Below are 272 nucleotides of genomic sequence, written 5' to 3' on the forward strand. Positions count from 1 at the left end.
CTGTAAAAGCCATCGGGTGTAAAGGCTTTTTTATTTTGTTCATCGGCTTTATAGTAGCCACGAATTGTATAGGGCCCTCTTGTCAAAAGGTGTCCTGCTACTTCATTAGGGACTGGCTTGTCTTCATCATCTACCACTAGTACCTCATCATATTCAGACATCGGACGTCCTTGTGTATGAATAATGACATGTTCAGGATCATCCAATCTGGTATAGTTGACCAGACCTTGTGCCATGCCAAAAACTTGCTGGAGCTTACATCCAAGGGCAGG

1 protein-coding gene is annotated in these 272 nt (G+C 43.8%); it reads right to left on the reverse strand.

Going from position 1 to position 272, the window contains the following annotated elements; genetic code table 11:
* The coding region (locus SB775_RS29505; RefSeq protein WP_410864784.1) for an AMP-binding protein at positions 1-272 on the reverse strand (272 nt) is incomplete at both ends.

Source organism: Peribacillus sp. SIMBA_075 (genome assembly GCF_046534585.1).